Raw genomic sequence first — 14,752 nt, forward strand, 5'->3', positions numbered from 1 at the left:
CGGCGCCCCCCCGGGGGGGGGCGGGGGGGGGCGCCGGGGGGCCCGGGGGGGGGGGGGGCCCCCCCCCCCCCGCCCCCCGGGGGGGGCCCCCGCCCCGGGGGGGGGGGGCGGCCCCCGCCGCCCTGTGCGTGCGCCCTGTGCCACCGGCTCCCGCCGCGATGCGTGACAATGGTCTGATGACCACGCTCTCCATCGGCCCGCACGCCGTGCAGCCGCCCGTGGTGCTCGCACCCATGGCCGGCATCACCAACGCCCCCTTCCGCACGCTGTGCCGCGAGTTCTCCGGCGGCAAGGGGCTGTTCGTCAGCGAGATGATCACGACGCGGGCGCTGGTCGAGCGCAACGAGAAGACCATGCAGCTGATCCACTTCGACGCGACCGAGACGCCGCGCTCGATCCAGCTGTACGGAGTGGACCCCGTCACCGTCGGCAAGGCCGTCCGCATGATCGTGGACGAGGACCTGGCCGACCACATCGACCTCAACTTCGGCTGCCCGGTCCCCAAGGTGACCCGCAAGGGCGGCGGCTCCGCGCTCCCGTACAAGCGGCCGCTGCTGCGGGCGATCCTGCACGAGGCGGTGTCCAACGCGGGCGACCTGCCGGTCACCATGAAGATGCGCAAGGGCATCGACGACGACCACATCACCTACCTCGACGCGGGCCGCATCGCCGTCGAGGAGGGCGTCACCGCCATCGCGCTGCACGGCCGCACGGCCGCCCAGCACTACGGCGGCACCGCCGACTGGGACGCCATCAAGCGCCTCAAGGAACACGTCCCGGAGATCCCGGTGCTCGGCAACGGCGACATCTGGTCCGCCGACGACGCGCTGCGCATGGTCCGCGAGACCGGCTGCGACGGCGTGGTCGTGGGGCGCGGCTGCCTGGGGCGGCCCTGGCTCTTCGCCGACCTCGTGGCCGCCTTCGAGGGGCGCGGGGAGCGCGCGACGCCGACGCTGCGCACGGTCGCCGACGCGATGGTGCGCCACGCGACGCTGCTGGGGGAGTGGATCGGGGACGAGGCGCGCGGCGTCATCGACTTCCGCAAGCACGTCGCCTGGTACCTCAAGGGCTTCTCGGTCGGCTCCGAGATGCGAAAGCGCCTCGCGATCACCTCCACCCTGGCCGACCTGCGCGGCGGGCTCGACGAGCTGGACCTGGACCAGGCGTGGCCCGACGGGGCCGACGGGCCGCGCGGGCGCACCTCGGGCAACAACCGCGTGGTGCTCCCGGACGGCTGGCTGAAGGACCCGTACGACTGCGCGGGCATCAGCGCCGACGCGGAGCTGGACACCTCCGGAGGCTGACCTTCCGGCAAGGGCCCCCTGGGGCTGTCCCCGAGGGCCCGGGGGGCTGTCCCCAGGGCCCTTGTCCACCGACCGGTCGACCCCAGGTCCCATCGGTCGGTCCTGTCGCCGACAGGGCTCTGACCAGCAGCATTACGGGCATGAACCGACTTCCCGTACGGATAGCCCGGTGGAGCGCCCACCACACCTGGCAGGCCATCGCCGGGTGGCTCGCCTTCGTCGTCCTCTGCCTCGGACTCGGCATGGCCGTCGGCACCGACCAGGCCGGGTCCGAGGACTTCCGGGTCGGCGAGGCCGGCCGCGCCGAGGCCATGGCGGCCGACGGCGGCCTGGAGCGCAGGCCCACCGACCAGGTGCTGATCCGGGCCGCGGACGGACGCCTGGACGCGGCGGCCGCCGACGCGGCGGCCGCGGACGTCACCGCCCGGATGCGGGCCCTGCCCCAGGTCGAATCGGTCGCCGCCCCCGTGCGCTCCGCCGACGGCACCGCGCTGATGGTCTCCGTCGTCCTCAAGGGCCCCGAGCTGGAGGGGCGCAAGAACGTCGGGCCGCTCCTGGAACAGACCGCGCAGGTCGCGAAGAGCCACCCGACGGTGATCGTCGAGGAGACCGGCTCGCCCGCCATCAGCAAGGCCGTCAACGACCAGCGCGGCGAGGACCTGGCGCTCTCCGAGCGCATCTCGCTGCCCGTCACGCTCATCACGCTGCTGGTCGTCTTCGGCTCCGTGACCATGGCGGGCGTCCCGCTGCTGCTCGCGCTCACCTCGATCGCGGCGGCCTTCGGCCTCACCATGCTCGCCTCGCACCTGGTGCCCGACGCGGGCGTCAGCGCCAACCTCATCCTGCTGATCGGCCTCGCCGTCGGCGTCGACTACACGCTCTTCTACCTCAAGCGCGAACGCGAGGAACGGGCCGGGGCGGGCGGCAGGCTCAGCAGCGAGGCCCTGGTCGAACTGGCCGCGGCGACCGCAGGACGGGCCGTCGTGGTGTCCGGGATGGCCGTGATCCTCTCCACCGCGACGCTCTACCTCGCCTCCGACGTGATCTTCTCCTCGATCGCGACGGGCACCATCCTGGTCGTGGCCGTCGCCGTGCTCAGCTCGGTCACGGTGCTCCCCGCCCTGCTCGTACGGATCGGCAGGCGCACCGAGCGCAGGGCCGCCCGCCGCGCCGCACAGGGCAGGAAGCCCCGCGGCCGCGCCGCGAAGCCCGAGACCGGCCGCGTCCTGGACACCCTGCTCAGCCCCGCCCGCAAGCGCCCCGCGCTCGCCCTCGTCCTCGCCGCGCTCGCCATGCTGGGCCTCGCCCTGCCCGCCTTCGGCATGAAGCTCATCGACCCGGGCCGCGACACCTTCTCCCGCGACATGCACGCCATGCGGGTGTACGACCGGCTGAACGACGCCTTCCCCGAACTCACCACCCAGCACCGGGTCGTGGCCCGCGCCGACGCCGCCGACGCCCCCCGGGTGAAGGCCGCGCTCGCCGACCTCGGCCGCCGCGCCGCCGCCGACCCGCTGTTCGTCCCCGGCCACGAGCCGCGGCTGCTCGCCTCGGCCGACGGCCGCGTGCACGTCCTGGAGGTCGCCTCGCCGTACAGCGCGAACTCCGGGAAGGGCGTCGCGTCCCTGGCCCGCGTGCGCGAGGTCCACCTGCCGGCCGCGCTGGGCGCGCTGGACGGGGTGGAGAGCGCGGTCAGCGGGGACGTGGCCCGGGGCCGGGACTACGTGACGCACGAGAGCGAGCGGCTGCCGCTGGTCGTCGGCGCGCTGCTGCTGTGCACCTTCCTGATGACGGTGTGGGCGTTCCGCTCGGTGGTGATCGGACTGCTCGGCGTCGTGCTCAACCTGCTGTCGGCCGGGGCCTCGCTGGGGCTGCTCGTCCTGGTCTTCCAGGGCAGCTGGGCCGAGGGGCTGCTGGACTTCGACTCGCTGGGCGGGATCGCGTCGCGGGTGCCGCTCTTCCTCTTCGTGATCCTCTTCGGCCTGTCGACGGACTACCAGGTGTTCGTACTGAGCCGGATCAAGGAGGCCAAGGACGCCGGAACGCCCGCCAGGGAGGCGGTGCTCGAAGGCATCACCCGCTCCGCGAAGGTCGTCACCAGCGCGGCGGTGGTGATGGTGACGGTGTTCGCCGGGTTCGTCGCCCTGCACCTGACCGAGATGAAGCAGATGGGCTTCTGCCTGGCGGTCGCGGTGCTGCTGGACGCGGTGGTCGTACGGCTGGTGCTGCTGCCCGCCGCGCTGCTGCTGCTCGGCGAGCGGGCCTGGGGGCGCGGGGGCCGCGCTCGGGGGGCCGGGACGGCCGCCCCGACGGCCCCCGCGCACCAGTACGTAGGCTGATCCCCATGACGCAACACCCGCGGTCCACCGCCCCGTTCGCAGGTTCGGCGTCGCGGCGGTGGACCGCGGCCGTCTGGTTCGTCTTCGGGTTCTGCCCGCAGGTGATCGCGGCCGTGGGCGACACCGGCGCGGTGCGCTTCGCCGCGCTGGGCGCGCTGGGCGTCACGACGCTCACCTACGCCGCCGCCGAGGCGTTCCCCGGCCACCCCGCCGTGCCCCCGCGCACCGTCCTGCGGGTGCTCGTCATCGGCCTCGGCGCGCTGGCCTTCCTGCGGGACGGCGGGGCCGCGCTGTTCGCCGTGACCCTGCCGCTGTTCTGGCTGTACGCGGACGGGGCGCGGGCCGCCGTCGCGCACAGCGGGGCCGCGGCGGCGCTCACCGTCGCCGCGGACGCGGCCAGGGACCACGGCGGTGACGGCGGCCTCCTCACCTACGACACGGCGTTCACGCTGCTCTTCTACGCGGTGAGCGTCCTGATGGGCACGGGCTGGCACCGGATGTCCGAACACAGCGACGAGCGCGCCAGGCGGCTCTCGGCGGAGCTGGAGAGCGCCCAGCAGCGGCTCGCCGAAGCGCACCAGAAGCAGGGCGCGGCCGACGAGCGCGAGCGCATCGCCCGGGAGATCCACGACACGCTCGCCCAGGGCTTCGCGTCGATCGTCGTCCTCGCGGAGGCGGCCCGCGCGGGCCTGGAGACCGCGCCGGACCGGAGCGCCCAGCAACTGCTCTCCATCGAGCGCACCGCGCGGGAGAACCTGGCCGAGGCGCGGATCCTGGTGGGCGCCGCCTCCCAGGCCCCGGCGCCTGGCTCGATCTCCCAGGCGCTGCGCAGGGTCCTGGACCGGTTCGCCGAGGACACCGGGATCGCCGTCGGGGCCGAACTGCCGGACGTCGAGTGCGACCGGCAGACCGGGATCGCGCTGCTGCGCTGCGCCCAGGAGTCGCTGGCCAACGTCCGCAAGCACGCGGAGGCCTCCGCGGTGGACGTGGTGCTCACCCCGTACTCCTACGGGGTCGAGCTGGAGATCACCGACGACGGGAAGGGGTTCGTGGTGGCCGGGTCCCGGGGCTTCGGGCTCAACGGGATGAGCAAGCGGCTGGCCGAGCTGGGCGGGGAGCTGACGGTCACCAGCTCGGTCGGGGACGGCACCCGGATACTCGCGATGATCCCTACGAACGGACAGGTGTGACATGACGCGGGACAGGCTGCGGGTCGTCGTGGTCGACGACCACACGGTGATGCGCGCCGGGGTGGTGGCCCTGCTGGCGGCCGAGCCCGGCATCGAGATCGTCGGCGAGGCGGGCGACGGGCGCGAGGCGGTGGAGCTGGTGGCCCGGCTCGACCCCGACGTGGCGCTGATGGACCTGCGGATGCCGGTGCTGGACGGGACGAGCGCCACCGCCGCGATCGTGGCGGGCCCGGCCCGCACCAAGGTGCTGATCGTGACGACGTACGACACCGACGAGGAGATCGAGCGGGCCGTGGAGGCGGGCGCGGTGGGCTATCTGCTCAAGGACACCACGCGCGAACAGCTCGCGGACGCCATCCGGTCGGCGGCCAGGGGCGAGACGGTACTGGCACCCCGTGTCGCGGAGCGGTTGGTGGCCAGGATGCGGCGGCCCGCGCCCGTGGTGCTCACCGCGCGTGAGCTCGATGTGCTCGGGGCGGTCGCCGACGGGCTGTCCAACGTGGAGATCGGACGCCGTCTGGTGATCACAGAAGCCACGGTCAAGACCCATTTGCTGCGGGTCTTCGCCAAGCTCGACGTGAGCGACCGGACGCTCGCCGTGGTCAGGGCGATGGAGCTCGGGCTGCTGCGAAGGGCGTGATTCTCGCCACGCTTGATGGGGGTCATGCTCAGATGAGCGGATCTTGAGGCTCTGCGGTAATTGAAGGGTGGCACTCAGTGCCACCCTTTCTGCTTTCAAGTCTTGAACGCAAATGCTGCAATGCCCGCTCACATGAGCGCCCTGGCTCTACTTTGGGTCAAGCCGACTTCGGGGTGTAAAAACTTGCCCTACCGAAGGGTTACTTTCGATCTGCTGGCGGACGGGTGGTTAAAGCCGCATGACGCACAGGTGGACGTACCCAGAAGCCTTCGATCTGGGTATGTTCCTCGCCGTCAGGGCAGCCACCGCGTCCCGAGGAGTCGAGACCAGTGTCGGAAAACAAAGATCCCCACGTAGCCACCACTGTGAGCGACGAGTCCAGTGAGTCCCCGAAGTTCGTCTACGACTTCACGGAGGGCAACAAGGATCTGAAGGACCTCCTGGGCGGCAAGGGCGCGAACCTCGCCGAGATGACCAATCTCGGCCTCCCCGTCCCCCCGGGCTTCACCATCACCACCGAGGCCTGCAAGGTCTACCTGGAGAGCGGCGACGCTCCCGCCGAGCTGCGCGACGAGGTCTCCGCGCACCTCGACGCGCTCGAAACCCGCATGGGCAAGAAGCTCGGCCAGGCCGACGACCCGCTGCTGGTCTCCGTCCGCTCCGGCGCCAAGTTCTCCATGCCCGGCATGATGGACACGGTCCTCAACATCGGCCTCTCCGACGCCTCCGTCGTGGGCCTGGTCAAGCAGTCCGGCGACGAGCGCTTCGCCTGGGACTCCTACCGCCGCCTCATCCAGATGTTCGGCAAGACCGTCCTCGGCGTCGAGGGCGAGCTCTTCGAGGACGCCCTCGACGACGCGAAGACCGCCAAGAAGGTCAAGGTCGACACCGAGCTGGAGGCCGCCGACCTCAAGAAGCTCGTCAAGAAGTTCAAGAAGATCGTCGCCGACGAGGCGGGCCGCGACTTCCCGCAGGACGCCCGCGAGCAGATGGACCTCGCCATCCAGGCGGTCTTCGACTCGTGGAACACCGACCGCGCCAAGCTCTACCGCCGCCAGGAGCGCATCCCCGGCGACCTCGGCACGGCCGTCAACGTCTGCTCCATGGTCTTCGGCAACCTCGGCCCCGACTCGGGCACCGGCGTCGCCTTCACCCGCGACCCGGCCAGCGGCCACCAGGGCGTGTACGGCGACTACCTGCAGAACGCCCAGGGCGAGGACGTGGTGGCGGGCATCCGCAACACCGTGCCGCTCGCGGACCTGGAGTCGATCGACAAGAAGTCGTACGACCAGCTCATGCAGATCATGGAAACGCTCGAAACGCACTACAAGGACCTGTGCGACATCGAGTTCACCATCGAGCGCGGCCAGCTGTGGATGCTCCAGACCCGCGTCGGCAAGCGCACCGCCGGTGCCGCGTTCCGCATCGCCACCCAGCTCGTCGACCAGGGCCTGATCGACGAGGCCGAGGCCCTCCAGCGGGTCAACGGCGCCCAGCTCGCCCAGCTGATGTTCCCGCGCTTCGACGAGGACGCCACCACCGACCTGCTCGGCCGGGGCATCGCCGCCTCGCCCGGCGCGGCCGTCGGCAAGGCCGTCTTCGACTCGTACACCGCGGTCAAGTGGTCCCGCTCCGGCGAGAAGGTCATCCTGATCCGCCGCGAGACCAACCCCGACGACCTCGACGGCATGATCGCCTCCGAGGGCATCCTGACCTCGCGCGGCGGCAAGACCTCGCACGCCGCGGTCGTGGCCCGCGGCATGGGCAAGACCTGCGTCTGCGGCGCCGAGGAGCTGGACGTCGACACCAAGCGCCGCCGCATGACGGTCGGCGACCGGGTGGTCGAGGAGGGCGACGTCGTCTCCATCGACGGCTCCACCGGCAAGGTGTACCTGGGCGAGGTGCCCGTCGTGCCGTCCCCGGTCGTCGAGTACTTCGAGGGCCGGATGCACGCCGGCGCCGACGACGCCGACGAGCTGGTGCAGGCCGTGCACCGCGTCATGGCGTACGCGGACCGGGTCCGCCGCCTGCGGGTGCGCGCCAACGCCGACAACGCCGAGGACGCGCTGCGCGCCCGTCGCTTCGGCGCCCAGGGCATCGGCCTGTGCCGCACCGAGCACATGTTCCTCGGCGAGCGCCGCGAGCTGGTCGAGCGGCTGATCCTGGCCGACACGGACACCGAGCGCGAGGAGGCCCTGGGGGCGCTCCTGCCGCTCCAGAAGAAGGACTTCGTCGAGCTGTTCGAGGCCATGGACGGGCTGCCGGTGACGGTGCGCCTCCTGGACCCGCCGCTGCACGAGTTCCTGCCCGACATCACCGAGCTGTCGGTGCGCGTCGCGCTCGCCGAGTCCCGCGAGGACGCCAACGAGAACGACCTGCGCCTCCTCCAGGCCGTGCACAAGCTGCACGAGCAGAACCCGATGCTGGGCCTGCGCGGCGTGCGCCTGGGCCTGGTCATCCCCGGTCTGTTCGCCATGCAGGTGCGGGCCATCGCGGAGGCCGCCGCCGCGCGCAAGAACGCGAAGGGCGACCCGCGGGCCGAGGTCATGATCCCGCTGGTGGGCACGGTCCAGGAGCTGGAGATCGTCCGCGAGGAGGCCGACGCGGTCATCGCGGAGGTCGAGGCGGCGACCGGCACCAACCTCAAGCTGACCATCGGCACCATGATCGAGCTGCCGCGCGCCGCGCTGACGGCCGCGCAGATCGCGGAGGCCGCGCAGTTCTTCTCGTTCGGCACGAACGACCTCACGCAGACCGTGTGGGGCTTCTCCCGGGACGACGTGGAGGCGAGCTTCTTCACCGCGTACCTGGAGAAGGGGATCTTCGGGGTCTCGCCGTTCGAGACGATCGACAAGGACGGCGTCGGGTCGCTGGTGCGGCACGCGGTGAAGCAGGGGCGGGCGACGCGGCCCGACCTGAAGCTCGGCGTGTGCGGCGAGCACGGCGGTGACCCGGAGTCGGTGCACTTCTTCCACGAGGTGGGGCTGGACTACGTGTCCTGCTCGCCCTTCCGGATCCCCGTGGCGCGCCTCGAAGCGGGGCGTGCGGCGGCGGAGGCGAAGGGGAGCGACTCGCGCTGAGCGCGCGGTGACCAAGGGCCCGGAGCCCTTTCCAGGAGCGGCGGCACCCTGTGCGGGGGTGTCGCCGCTTCGGCGTGCGGCGCCCCCGGCGTGGGGTGCCTCCGGGGCAAGGGCTAGGATCTGCTCGCCCGTCGCGCGCCGTGCGCGCCCCCCTGTGGCTGAATGCATGGGCTTTGCAGGCGAACCACATATGGTTATTCGCCGTACCGCGCCCGCCGCCGTGGCCGGGAAGTAATGCCGTGGTGAATTCGCCGGATGCGTCCCGCGGATCCCCACCCGCGGGACGCACCCTGTTACCCCCGCCGACCACCGCCGGGCGCACAAAGCCCCCCACGGTCTTCGTCACACCATTTCGGCGGCCGACCTGGTACAGCTTTTCGGTTAGCACACCCTGCCCGCGATACGTTTCAACTGTGGCTGAAACCCCGTGGTGACGGCCTGTGACAGCGTGCATACTCAGAGAACGGGGTCATTGCGGCTGCAACAGGTGGGGATTGCATGCTTCGTATTCATTTCACTGGGGTGGACTTGGCCAAGATGCGCTTGGCCGGCCGTCCCGACGTCTTGTGGGAAACCATTTTGAGCTATCACCGATTAAGGGACCGGAGCGGTTCGCAGGTCTTCGGCGAATGGCGGGCCGAAGCACGTACCCGGTTGAATGGTGAAACACGCCTGCTCTCCGCGGTAGTCCCTTCCCGGGGCTATTTTCCGGACTTTCTCACGCCGTTCGGAAGCGACGGCCTTGACTCGGCGACCGACGCCGTGCGCCAGACCGAACCGGACCGCGTCCGTGCCGAGATAGCCCTCCTGGGCGCCGAACGCACGCTGCCGGGCTGGCTCTGTGCCCTCGCCGACGGGCGCACAGAGCCGATGGACCGGCTGATCGGGGCGCTGGGCAGCTACCACAGGGCCGCCGTCGAGCCGTACTGGCCGCACGTCCAGGCCAGAATCGAGGCGGACCGCGCGATCCGCGGCAGGGCCGTCCTGGACGGCGGAGCGGACGAACTCCTCGCCTCGCTGCCTCCGATGCTCCGCTGGCGGCCGCCGGTCCTGGAGGCCGACTACCCGTGCCACCGCGAGCTGCACCTCAACGGGCGCGGGCTGCTGCTCCAGCCCTCGTACTTCTGCCGCCGCACACCGGTCGTCTACCGCGACCCGCTGCTGCCGCCCGTCCTCGTCTACCCCGTCACGCACTACGAGACCGACGCCCCCGCCCACGGCGGGCCCAGCGCCGCGCTCGGCCGGCTCGTCGGGCACACCAGGTCGGCCGTGCTCCAGTCGATAGGGCAGGGCTGCACGACCAGCGAACTCGCCCGCAGGGCGGGGGTGTCGCTCGCCTCGGCGAGCCAGCACGCCACCGTCCTGCGGGACGCCGGGCTCCTGGTCACGCTGCGGCACGGCAGCGCCGTGCTGCACACGCTGACGCCGTTGGGCGCCGCCCTGTTGCGCGGCGGCGCCCACGACGCGCCCGCCGCTACGCGCGGAAGGGCCCCGTCACTTCGTAGGTGATGCCGCCGGACGAGCTGCCGCTCGTCCCGCGCTGGCTGGAGAAGTACAGCCGCGTGCCGTCGGGAGAGAAGGCCGGTCCGGTGATCTCCGAACCGGACTGGCCCTCGATCCGCAGGAACGGCGCGACCTTGTCGTCCGGGGTGATCAGGCAGATCTCCATGTTCCCGCCGTCCTCGGCGACGTACAGGTCGCCCGAGGACGTGCCCGTGACGTTGTCCACGCCCGTCAGCGGCGCGGCGCCCGAGGGCACCAGCGAGTCGTCGTAGGCCAGCTCGATCGTCGAGGACGCCGCGTTGTACTGCCACACGCGGTTGTCGCCCTTGGTGGTGAACCAGCAGGTGTCGTCGGCGTAGTAGCAGCCCTCGCCGCCGTTGAACCGCTTGGCGCCCGACACCTGGTTGCGGGTGGCGGTGGACGCGCCCGACGGGTCGGTGACCTGCCCCCAGGTGACCGGGCCGCTGGTGCCCGAGCCCATCTTCAGCACCTCCAGCTTCCCCGCCGACAGATCGCCCCAGGTGGTGGGCGTGAAGCGGTAGAAGCAGCCGTCGGTGACGTCCTCGGTCAGGTAGATCACCCTGCGGACCGGGTCGGCCGCCGTGGCCTCGTGCTTGAACCGGCCCAGCGCGGCGCGCTGCACGGCCGGGTTCACGCCCCACGGGTCGGTCTCGTAGACGTACCCCCGGTCGACCTCCTCGCAGGACAGCCAGGTGTTCCACGGCGTCTTGCCGCCCGCGCAGTTCTGCCGCGTCGAGGACAGGATGCGGTACGCGCCGGTGACCGCGCCGGTCGCGGAGAACTTCACCGCGCCCGCCCCGCCCGACGGGTTGATCTCGGAGTTGGACACGTAGATCCAGCCGGAGCCGTCGGCGTAGCAGGCGCCGCCGTCCGGGGCGCTGTGCCAGGTGTACGACGTGCCGGAGACCTTCTGGCCCGAGCGGGCGATCACCCGGCTGGTGAAGTCGGCGGGCAGCCGGATGCCGTTGGCGTCGGCCGGGCCGAGCGCGCCGTACGGACCGGCGGCGGGCTGCGCCGGGGCGGCCTGAGCGGCGCCGCGCCACAGCGAGCCGCCGAACGCGGCGGCGGACGAGCCGACGACGGCGCCGCGCAGGAGGGTGCGTCGTTCCATGGTCACTCCAGGTGTCGTGGACTTGAGCGGAGAGTGCGTCCAGGAACCTAGGAGCGCGGGGTGGCCGTACCGGCAACGCCCGGTGAAGCGGGGACGTCGGGGGGAGGCGGGGGCGCGCCGCGGTCGGACTGTCGCCGTTCGCCCCGTTTTCCGCCCCCTCCCGGGCGCCGCGTCCTACTCGTTGACCCCGGAGCGCTCCACTCCGGCCACGATCCACCGCTGGAAGACCAGGAAGACCACCAGCAGCGGCAGCACCGAAACCACGGCCGCGATGAACAGCTCGTGCAGATTGACCACTTGGGCCGTGGTGAACGTGGAGAGCGTCACCTGCACGGTCCACGCCTCCTTGTCCTGGCCGATGACCAGCGGCCACAGGAAGGAGTTCCAGGCCCCGATGAAGACGATGGTGCCCACGGCGGCGAAGACCGGCAGCGAGTTGGGCACCACGATCCGCCAGTACGTGCGCCAGGGGTCGAGCCCGTCGACCTTCGCCGCGTCCTCCAACTCGGCGGGGAAGCCCAGGAAGTACTGCCGGAAGACGAACGCGGCGAACGCCGAGAACAGCGTCGGCACGATCAGCCCGCGCAGCGTCGACACCCAGCCCAGCGAGGAGACCAGCACGAAGCTCGGCACGAAGGTGACCGCCGCGGGGACCATCAGCGTCCCCAGCACCGCGTAGAACACGTGGTCCGCGTAGCGGTACGGGATCCGGGCGAGGCCGTACCCGGCGAGCGAGGCCAGCACCAGCGTGCCGAGCGTCGTCGCGACCGCGATCAGCGCCGAGTTGAGCAGCGAGCGCGCCATCGGCACGGCCGGGTCGTCGAACAGCTCGGTGACGTTCGACCACTGGAGTTCGGCGGGGAAGAACGTCCAGTCGGGGGAGGTGATCTCCTGCTCGGTCGCGAGCCCGTTGCGCACGAGCAGGTAGAACGGGATCAGGAAGAGCAGGGCCAGCGCGACCAGCAGCGCCACGCGCAGCGCCCGCCCGGCCCGCACCAGGCCGTCGTCCCGCACCCGCCCCCGCCCCCGCGCGCGGTCCCGCAGTCGAACGTCGCCCCGCATCAATGCCGCTCCTTGCCCGAGCCGAGCCCGAACCAGCGGGCCTGGAAGACCGTGACGACCGCGACGACCGCCGCCAGGATCACCGCGCCCGCGCTGCCGAGCCCGAGGTTCTGCCCCTGGCCGAGCGCGGTGTAGTAGAGGTACACCAGCGGCGGTCTGGCGTACGGCGGGTAGCCGCGCGAGTCGCTGAGCAGGTTGTAGAACTCGTCGAACGCCTGGAAGGCGTTGATGACCAGCAGCAGCGCCACCGCGATCGAGGTCGGCCGCAGCTGCGGGAAGGTGATGTGGCGGAACGTCTGCCAGCCGGGCCGCGCGCCGTCCACCGCCGCGGCCTCGTACAGCGCCGGAGCGATCCGCTGGAGTCCGGCCAGGAAGAGGATCATGTAGAAACCGGCCTGGAGCCAGAGCCGTACCGTCACGATCACCAGCCAGTACCACGGCGGGTCCGTCGTGGAGAGCCAGGCGATCTGCTCCGCGCCGAACCAGCCGAGCACCGTGTTCGCCAGGCCGAACCGCACCCCGTTGAAGATCGACAGCTTCCACACCAGCGCCGCCACCACGTAGGAGCAGGCGGCGGGCAGGAAGAACACCGACCGGAAGAACGCCTGGGCGAACCGCAGCCTGTTCACCATCAGCGCGAGCGCCAGCGACAGCGCGAACGTCGTCGGCACGATGAACGCGGTGAAGGCCAGGAACGTCGTCAGGCTGTCGGTGAACGCGTCGTCGCGCAGCATCGCCGCGTAGTTGTCGAGCCCGACGAACTCGGTGGGCGAGACGGTGTTGTGCGCGTCGAAGAAGCTGAGGTAGACGCTCCAGCCCAGCGGCACGTAGGTGAAGAGGACCAGCCCCGCGGCGAACGGGCCGACGAAGACCCAGAACCACAGGGCGTTCCTCGCGGCGCGGGTGGTCACCTCCGGCCGACCCGCTTCAGCTCCTCGTTCGCCTTGCGCACGACGGTCCGCAGCTCGCTGTCCGGATTGGCGCCGTCCTTGATGATCCGGCTCAGCGCGTCCTGGTAGGCGACCTTGCTCGCCGGGGTCCACAGCAGCGGCTCGGAGTAGCCGTACTCGGTGGCGTACTTCACCGCGTCGGCCGCCGCGCCCTCGCGGAGCTTCGCCGCCTTCTTCGCCAGCGAGATCCGGGCCGGGATGTGGAAGCCGTAGGAGAGCGCGAAGTCCTCCTGGCTCTCGGTGGAGTCCACCCAGAGCCACTTCACGTACGCCTTCGCCGCGTCCCGGTGCTCGGAGCGGGCGTTGACCGCCGCGCCGTACGCCCCGACCGGCACGGTCGGCCTGCCCCGCGCGCCGTCCTTCGGGAAGGGCAGCACGCCGAAGTCGTCGCCGAGCGCCTTCTTGATCTGCGGCATGGCCCACAGGCCGGACCACTGCATGGCGGTCAGCCCCTGGACGAACGCGGAGGGGTCCGACCAGTCGCTGGGCGCGCCGAGCAGCAGCGACTCGTCGACGTACAGCTGCCGGATCTTGCCGAGGGTCCGGGCGGCGGCGGGGTCGTCGAAGCCGACCTTCCCGTCGCCCGTGACGAGGCCGAGCCCGGCGGCGAACAGCGGGGTGCCGCCGAGGACGCCCGCGCCGCCGTCGTTGCCGAGGAACAGCCCCTTGGTCTTCTTGTCCGTCAACTCGGCCGCGGTGTCGATCAGTTCGTCGAGCGTGCCGGGCGGCTTCAGGCCCGCGTCGGCGAGCAGGCTCTTGCGGTAGTAGAGCAGCTGCATGTCGACGACCTGCGGGATGCCCCAGACCTTGCCCTCGTACGTCTTGGGGGCGAGGACCGCGGGGTTGAAGTCGTCCTTGACCGGCGCGATCAGGTCGGTGAGGTCGACGACCTGCTTGCCCTGGATCTGGTCGAGGGTGGGGCCGTTGGCCTCGAAGACGTCGGGGCCCGCGTCGGTGAGCAGGGCGGCCGCGGTCTGCTGGTCGTAGTTGCCGGGCCGCCACTGCACCTTGACCTCGGCCTTGGGGTACGCGGCGGCGTAGCGGCGCACCGCCTGTTCGGTGCCCGGCTCGCCGTACTGGTGGTACCAGTGTTCGATGGTCGGCCCGTTCTTGCCCGAACTGCCGTCGTCGCGGCCGGTGTTGGAGCCGCACGCGGTGGCGAGGGCGCCGGTGAGCGCGAGGCCGGTTCCGGTGGTGAGCAGGCGCCTGCGAGTGATCGTCATGGTGTTCCGTCCCCCTGTCGTGAGACCGTCGCACGGCCCAACGATCAACCATGCGGCGGAATTACGACAGGGGTGTTGCGACGGCGTGGCGCGATTGAGCCGTCAGGGCTCCGGGTCCGGTACGCGGGCCGCCGGGTCCCGCACGGTGATGGCGCCCACCGGACAGACGCGGACCGCCTCCCGCACGAGCGGGCCCGCCGGGCCGGTCCTGCCGGGCCGCAGCTCGCTCAGGCCCTCGTCGTCCTGGGTGAAGACGTCGGGCGCGGTCAGCGCGCACATGCCGGCGCCGATGCACTTCGTCCGGTCGACGCGGATGTCGGGATCCACGG

General features: G+C 71.6%; 11 protein-coding genes. 6 read left to right on the plus strand and 5 right to left on the minus strand.

Going from position 1 to position 14,752, the window contains the following annotated elements; translation table 11 throughout:
* Positions 1-158 precede the first annotated feature (158 nt).
* The 6 genes from dusB (at position 159) to ACIBNE_RS09430 (ending at position 10,062) form a co-directional block, all read left to right on the plus strand.
* Complete coding sequence (gene dusB / locus ACIBNE_RS09405) at positions 159-1,304, plus strand: tRNA dihydrouridine synthase DusB (protein ID WP_399270868.1); 1,146 nt, start codon at positions 159-161, stop codon at positions 1,302-1,304.
* 140 nt (positions 1,305-1,444) lie between these two features.
* A complete protein-coding gene (locus ACIBNE_RS09410) occupies positions 1,445-3,643 on the plus strand; it encodes an MMPL family transporter (RefSeq protein ID WP_399270869.1) in 2,199 nt (732 codons plus the stop codon).
* A 5-nt stretch (positions 3,644-3,648) separates the two neighbouring features.
* Positions 3,649-4,833, plus strand: a complete 1,185-nt coding sequence (locus ACIBNE_RS09415) for a sensor histidine kinase (RefSeq protein ID WP_399270870.1) — start codon at positions 3,649-3,651, stop codon at positions 4,831-4,833.
* 1 nt (position 4,834) lies between these two features.
* Positions 4,835-5,473, plus strand: coding sequence for a response regulator (locus ACIBNE_RS09420; RefSeq protein ID WP_399270871.1), 639 nt, complete (start codon positions 4,835-4,837; stop codon positions 5,471-5,473).
* Between the two features lie 329 nt (positions 5,474-5,802).
* Positions 5,803-8,553, plus strand: a complete 2,751-nt coding sequence (gene ppdK, locus ACIBNE_RS09425) for a pyruvate, phosphate dikinase (RefSeq protein ID WP_399270872.1) — start codon at positions 5,803-5,805, stop codon at positions 8,551-8,553.
* 762 nt (positions 8,554-9,315) lie between these two features.
* Complete coding sequence (locus tag ACIBNE_RS09430; protein WP_399270873.1) at positions 9,316-10,062, plus strand: ArsR/SmtB family transcription factor; 747 nt, start codon at positions 9,316-9,318, stop codon at positions 10,060-10,062.
* Here ACIBNE_RS09430 and ACIBNE_RS09435 read toward each other — a convergent pair.
* The 5 genes from ACIBNE_RS09435 to ACIBNE_RS09455 all read right to left on the minus strand — a co-directional run bounded on the left by ACIBNE_RS09435 (position 10,028) and on the right by ACIBNE_RS09455 (position 14,750).
* On the minus strand, positions 10,028-11,188 hold the full coding sequence (locus tag ACIBNE_RS09435) for an alkaline phosphatase PhoX (protein ID WP_399270874.1): 1,161 nt from the start codon (positions 11,186-11,188) through the stop codon (positions 10,028-10,030). The genes ACIBNE_RS09430 and ACIBNE_RS09435 overlap by 35 nt on opposite strands.
* 174 nt (positions 11,189-11,362) lie before the next feature.
* Positions 11,363-12,250, minus strand: a complete 888-nt coding sequence (locus ACIBNE_RS09440) for a carbohydrate ABC transporter permease (protein ID WP_399270875.1) — start codon at positions 12,248-12,250, stop codon at positions 11,363-11,365.
* Positions 12,250-13,161, minus strand: a complete 912-nt coding sequence (locus tag ACIBNE_RS09445; protein ID WP_399270876.1) for a carbohydrate ABC transporter permease — start codon at positions 13,159-13,161, stop codon at positions 12,250-12,252. The genes ACIBNE_RS09440 and ACIBNE_RS09445 overlap by 1 nt, the downstream gene beginning before the upstream one ends.
* Positions 13,158-14,423 (minus strand): ABC transporter substrate-binding protein, encoded by a 1,266-nt coding sequence (locus ACIBNE_RS09450; RefSeq protein ID WP_399270877.1) that lies wholly within the window; start codon positions 14,421-14,423, stop codon positions 13,158-13,160. The genes ACIBNE_RS09445 and ACIBNE_RS09450 overlap by 4 nt, the downstream gene beginning before the upstream one ends.
* 102 nt (positions 14,424-14,525) lie before the next feature.
* A complete protein-coding gene (locus tag ACIBNE_RS09455) occupies positions 14,526-14,750 on the minus strand; it encodes a ferredoxin (RefSeq protein WP_399270878.1) in 225 nt (74 codons plus the stop codon).
* Positions 14,751-14,752: the final 2 nt, after the last annotated feature.

It is taken from the genome of Streptomyces sp. NPDC050504 (assembly GCF_044458065.1).
Lineage (GTDB): Bacteria > Actinomycetota > Actinomycetes > Streptomycetales > Streptomycetaceae > Streptomyces.

Coding starts and splice junctions, on each gene's coding strand:
- dusB (WP_399270868.1), top strand. CDS start 159: ATGCGTGACAATGGTCTGATGACCACGCTCTCCATCGGCCCGCACGCC.
- ACIBNE_RS09410 (WP_399270869.1), top strand. CDS start 1,445: ATGAACCGACTTCCCGTACGGATAGCCCGGTGGAGCGCCCACCACACC.
- ACIBNE_RS09415 (WP_399270870.1), top strand. CDS start 3,649: ATGACGCAACACCCGCGGTCCACCGCCCCGTTCGCAGGTTCGGCGTCG.
- ACIBNE_RS09420 (WP_399270871.1), top strand. CDS start 4,835: ATGACGCGGGACAGGCTGCGGGTCGTCGTGGTCGACGACCACACGGTG.
- ACIBNE_RS09435 (WP_399270874.1), bottom strand. CDS start 11,188: ATGGAACGACGCACCCTCCTGCGCGGCGCCGTCGTCGGCTCGTCCGCC.
- ACIBNE_RS09440 (WP_399270875.1), bottom strand. CDS start 12,250: ATGCGGGGCGACGTTCGACTGCGGGACCGCGCGCGGGGGCGGGGGCGG.
- ACIBNE_RS09450 (WP_399270877.1), bottom strand. CDS start 14,423: ATGACGATCACTCGCAGGCGCCTGCTCACCACCGGAACCGGCCTCGCG.